The sequence below is a fragment of the Streptomyces sp. CO7 genome (assembly GCF_053474865.1).
This window is the reverse complement of the sequence record NZ_JBRIOU010000004.1, coordinates 892883-897442: the sequence shown is the minus strand read 5'-3', so window position 1 is coordinate 897442 and position 4560 is coordinate 892883. Positions and strand designations below refer to the sequence as shown.

3 protein-coding genes are annotated in these 4560 nt (G+C 73.8%); 1 reads left to right on the top strand and 2 read right to left on the bottom strand.

Going from position 1 to position 4560, the window contains the following annotated elements; all coding sequences use genetic code 11:
• Positions 1-357: 357 nt before the first annotated feature.
• A complete protein-coding gene (locus tag ACOV8S_RS16860) occupies positions 358-1881 on the bottom strand; it encodes a M23 family metallopeptidase (protein ID WP_448318620.1) in 1524 nt (507 codons plus the stop codon).
• 407 nt (positions 1882-2288) lie between these two features.
• Here ACOV8S_RS16860 and ACOV8S_RS16855 point away from each other — a divergent pair, with 407 nt between their 5' ends.
• The gene (locus tag ACOV8S_RS16855; RefSeq protein WP_448318619.1) at positions 2289-2705 is read left to right on the top strand and encodes a cobalamin B12-binding domain-containing protein; all 417 of its coding nucleotides are present in this window, start codon (positions 2289-2291) and stop codon (positions 2703-2705) included.
• 422 nt (positions 2706-3127) lie between these two features.
• On the opposite strand, the gene ACOV8S_RS16850 is transcribed toward ACOV8S_RS16855, so the two are convergent.
• Positions 3128-4560: DUF5691 domain-containing protein (locus tag ACOV8S_RS16850; RefSeq protein WP_448318618.1), on the bottom strand; the 1433-nt coding region annotated here is incomplete at its 5' end.

Sequence of the window (4560 nt, the reverse complement as noted above, 5' to 3'; positions counted from 1 at the left end):
GTGGTCGGGGTCGCGGGGGAGGGCGACCGGGCGGAGGCCACGATCGACTTCGGTGACGGGAGCGCGAAGCGGCTGCTGCTGCGGTACGCGCCGGTGGAGAAGCTGTAGGCCGCACGGCCGGAGTCGTGGGGCGGCCGTCGTGCGGTGGGCTCCGCGGGGCAGCCGTCGTGCGGCAGCCGTCGTGCGGCGGGCTTCGTGGGGCGGCCGTGGCGGCGGGTCCTGCGGGTGCGAGGTGCCGCTCTGCCGCGGCGTGGGCGTGCGGCTCGCGCGGGAGGCGTGATCGCGTGAGCGGTCCTGATCCGCGGTCGGGGTCGGGGTCGGGGTCGCGCAGGAGGTTCTGGCCGGCGGCCGGGGCCGTCAGGTCGGGTCGATGCCGTGGCTGCGCAGCCAGGCGAGGGGGTCGATCGCCCCGCCGCCGCCCGGGCGGACCTCGAAGTGCAAGTGGGGACCGGTGGAGTTGCCGGAGTTCCCCGAGTAGGCGATCGTGTCGCCGGCCTTCACGACCATGCCGTCGGACAGCTTGTACGTGGAGAGGTGGCAGTACCAGGTCTCCGTGCCGTCCTTGGCCGTCACGATCATCATGTTGCCGTACGCGCTGTTGTACTGGGTGCGGACGACGCCGTCGGTCGCCGCCATCACCGGCGTGCCGTAGGAGACCGGGAAGTCGATGCCGGTGTGGGTCGACATCCAGTTCACGCCCGCCGAGCCGTAGTAGGCGCTGAGACCGCGCTGGGCGACCGGGCTGATGAACTTCGGGCGCAGCCGCTCCTTCTTGGCCGCCTCCTCCGCCGCCTTCTTCATCTCGGCCTCGCGCTGGGCCGCGAGGTCGATGCGCTCCTGTTCGCGGCTGGCGCGGTCGCCGAAGTCGGCGGCGGCGACCGTCACCTCGCTGAACTGCGCGGAGATCTCGTCGTTGGCGGCGGAGGGCTTCACCGGCTGGGCGTCCGAGGCCGCCTGGGTGGTGGTCTCCTCGACCGTGCCGCCCACCGAGGCGGCGGCGACGCCGGCCACGCCCATCACGCAGACCGAGGGCACCGCCACGGTCAGCAGGGCGGAACGGCGGGCGGGGGTGCGACGGCGGCCGTTGCGCCCGGAGGAACCACGGGCGCCGGAGCGCGGGGAGCGCGCGAGCGACTCCTCCTGGTCGTCCAGGAGCCGCGGCCGGTCGTCGGACTCGTCGTCGTGGCCTCTCGGCCCTTCGTACTCGTCGTCGTCCGTGTCGTCCGTGCCGTCCGCACGGCCCTCGGCGGATTCCCGCGGGGCGGGGGCGTCCTCGCCGTGGGAGTGCTGGTCGTCGTCCGTGCCGTCCGCGCAGTTCCAGGCGGTGGCGTCGTAGGCGCCGGTGTCCTGGTCCTGACCGTTCCAGTTCCACCCGCCGGAGCCCTCGGGGCCGGCGGATGCCTGCTGGGGGATCTCGGCGGAGTACTGCTCGTCGGCGGCCCACGCGGTGGCGTCGAAGGACCCGGTCTCCGCACCGGCGTAGTGCTGCTCCGCGTAGTACTGGGCGGCATAGGCGTCGTTCTGGGAGCCGGTGTCCCACTGGCCGCTGTCGTACGAGGAGGTGGAGGCATAACCGTCGCCCGCGTACTGGGCGGTCATCGACGGGTCGGTCCAGCCGGTCGCGTCGTAGGAACCGCTCGGGTACGAACCCGCGTCGTAGGTGGCGTTCGCGCTCGCGTAGGAACCGGTGTCGTAACCGGCGCCCTGGGGGGTACCGGTGTCGTAGGCACCGGTGCCGTAGTCCTGGGAGACCTGACCGTCGTACTGGGTGAAGTCCGCGTAGAAGGCCTCGGACGTGCCGTACGCCGGGTAGGGCGCCGACGCCGAGTCGGAGGCCGGGGCCGGGGTCGTCATGCTCCCCGACGGGTGACGCTCGTCCACCAACTTCTCTTTCGCCTCGACGACAGGGGCTGCCAGAGCAGTGCGGCGACTGTACCCGGCGGTATGCGGACTGGACAATCTTCGGCGGCCAACGTGTGGGCACCAAAGGGACAGGAGTGCCTGTTTCGGGGCCCCTCGGGCGTGTCCGGGTCACTGTGTTCGGCAAATGTTCGAGGAATCCGGCCCTCTTTCGGGGTGAAGAGGCCTTTCGCCTATGCCACCGTCACGCCCACGAGTCCCCGCCATGTCCCCCGAACGCCGGTACGCGGCCTGTCGTCCCGGCGTGTCGCTGTGTGATTTCGCCCTCCCTCTTCACCGGGGAACGGACGGTTGGGGGATGCTGTAGATAACGTGCGTTCACTTCCCCGGCCGGTGCGGCGGGCTTGAGTCGGTTGATGGAGGCGTTGATGGGTGTGGCAGTCGGTCCGATCCGTGTGGTGGTAGCCAAGCCGGGACTGGACGGTCACGATCGCGGGGCCAAGGTCATCGCGCGGGCCCTGCGCGACGCGGGTATGGAGGTCATCTACACCGGCCTCCACCAGACCCCCGAGCAGATCGTGGACACGGCGATCCAGGAGGACGCCGACGCGATCGGCCTCTCCATCCTCTCCGGCGCGCACAACACGCTGTTCGCCAAGGTGATCGACCTGCTCAAGGAGCGGGACGCGGCGGACATCCTGGTGTTCGGCGGCGGGATCATTCCCGAGGCGGACATCGCGCCGCTGAAGGAGAAGGGCGTGGCGGAGATCTTCACCCCGGGTGCGCCGACGCAGGCGGTCGTCGACTGGGTGCGGGGCAACGTCCGCGCGGGCGCCGACGTCTGACCTCTCGTTCCCTGACGTCGCGTCGTCCTGACGTCGCGTTCCGTCGGGGCGTCGCCGCCGTTGCCTGGGCTTCACGGGTGCGGGTGCGGTCGCGTCTGGGTGGGATCGGCGACGGCGCCGGTGCGGCCGGCGAACGTCTACCGGCCGCCGTCCTCCCACGGGCGGTGAGCCAGCCGGAGCCTCCCGGCGTGGTGTGGTTCCGGAGTTGCGCACACCCGGTGCGTCCCCGCCTGAGGCTGCGGCTTCATGGCGAGGAGCGGGCCCGGGCGCGTTCGTACCCGGCCCGAACTGCCCCGGCCCACCCCAAAATCCGGCCCTGGCGCGTACCCGCGGAGGGCCCGGGCTCGGCCCCGGTAGCGACCCGGCCGCCGGGACCCTCCCGCCGTGCCGTGCCGTGGCCGGGGCGTACGCCGCCCGGGTGCCTATTGGGCGGCGCCCAGTTCCTCCGCCATCGTGGCGCGGAGGCGGAGGGTGCTCTCGAGGCGCTGAAACGCCTCGGACCAGTAACCGCCCGCTCCCGGGGCCGTGTTCTCCGCCTCGTCGGGCGTGGCCGTGAGGGGAGCGAGGCGGGCCGCCTCGGCCGGGTCCAGGCAGCGTTCGGCCAGTCCCATCACCCCGCTGAAGCTCCACGGGTAGCTGCCGGCGTCCCGGGCGATGTCCAGGGCGTCCACGACGGCCCGTCCCAGCGGCGCCGACCACGGCACCGCGCAGACCCCGAGCAGCTGGAACGCCTCGGACAGTCCGTGGGCGGATATGAAGGCGGCGACCCAGTCGGCGCGCTCACCCGCGCCCAGCGTGGTGAGCAGCTTGGCCCGCTGGGCCGGACCCACCGCGCCGGGACCCGCGGCTTCCGGCGCCGACGGAGACCCGAGCAGCGCCCGGGCCCACGCCGCGTCGCCCTGCCGGACCGCCGCCCGGCACCAGGCGGCGTGCAGTTCGCCCTCCCAGCCGTCGGCGACCTCCAGCGCCACGATCTCCTCGGGCGTGTGTCCCCCCAGCCGCTCCGACCAGGTCGCCAGCGGCGCGGCCTCGATCAGTTGACCCAGCCACCAGGACCGTTCGCCCCGCCCGTTCGGGGCCTTGGCGACCACGCCGTCCCGTTCCATCTCCGCGTCGCACGCGTGGGGAGCCTCCACCGCCACGCACGGTTCCTCGCCCGAGCGGTCGAGGACCACGCAGCTCGCCGCCCGAGCGGCCATGCGCAGGGAGAGGGCCGAGCCAGGAAGCGCCGACAGCAGCTCGGCGGCGGTGGCCCGGACGTTCCGGCTGCGGTCCGCCAGCGCGCGTTCCAGGAAGGGCTCGTCCTCAGCGCTCAGCCCGGACCGCAGCGAGTCGAGGAACATCAGCCGGTCCTCGGCGCGCTCCGTCGGCCAGGTGGACTCCAGCAGCGCGAGGGCGGCCGCCGGGTCCTGGCCGCGCAGTGCGGTCAGCAGCGCGACCCGTTCGGCGAAGAGGCCCTCCTCCCACAACTGGCGCGCCCGCTCCGGATCGGCCGCGGGCGCGGTCTCGCGGCGCCCGGTGGCGGCCCGCAGGGCGAAGCGCCACTCGGGGTTGAGTCCGGCCAGCCAGAGCGCGCGGGGTCCGGCGAAGGAGATGACGGCGGGACGGAGGTCGGTGCGGCCGCGAGCGGCCTCCAGCAGCGCGGGCAGCGCCTCGGGCGGGGCGGCGTATCCGCGCTCGTCGGCCAGAGAGAGCCACTGCGGGAGCAGCTCGACCAGGTCGGGGGCGGTGCCGCGGCGGCCGCCGCCCCCGGTGCCGGGCCGGGCGGTCAGCAGCATGGACAGCCGGCGCGCCGCGGCCGGTGGCAGCGGCGGCCGCGAATCGGCGGGCGCCGGGCGGGGGAGCGGTGCGGCCT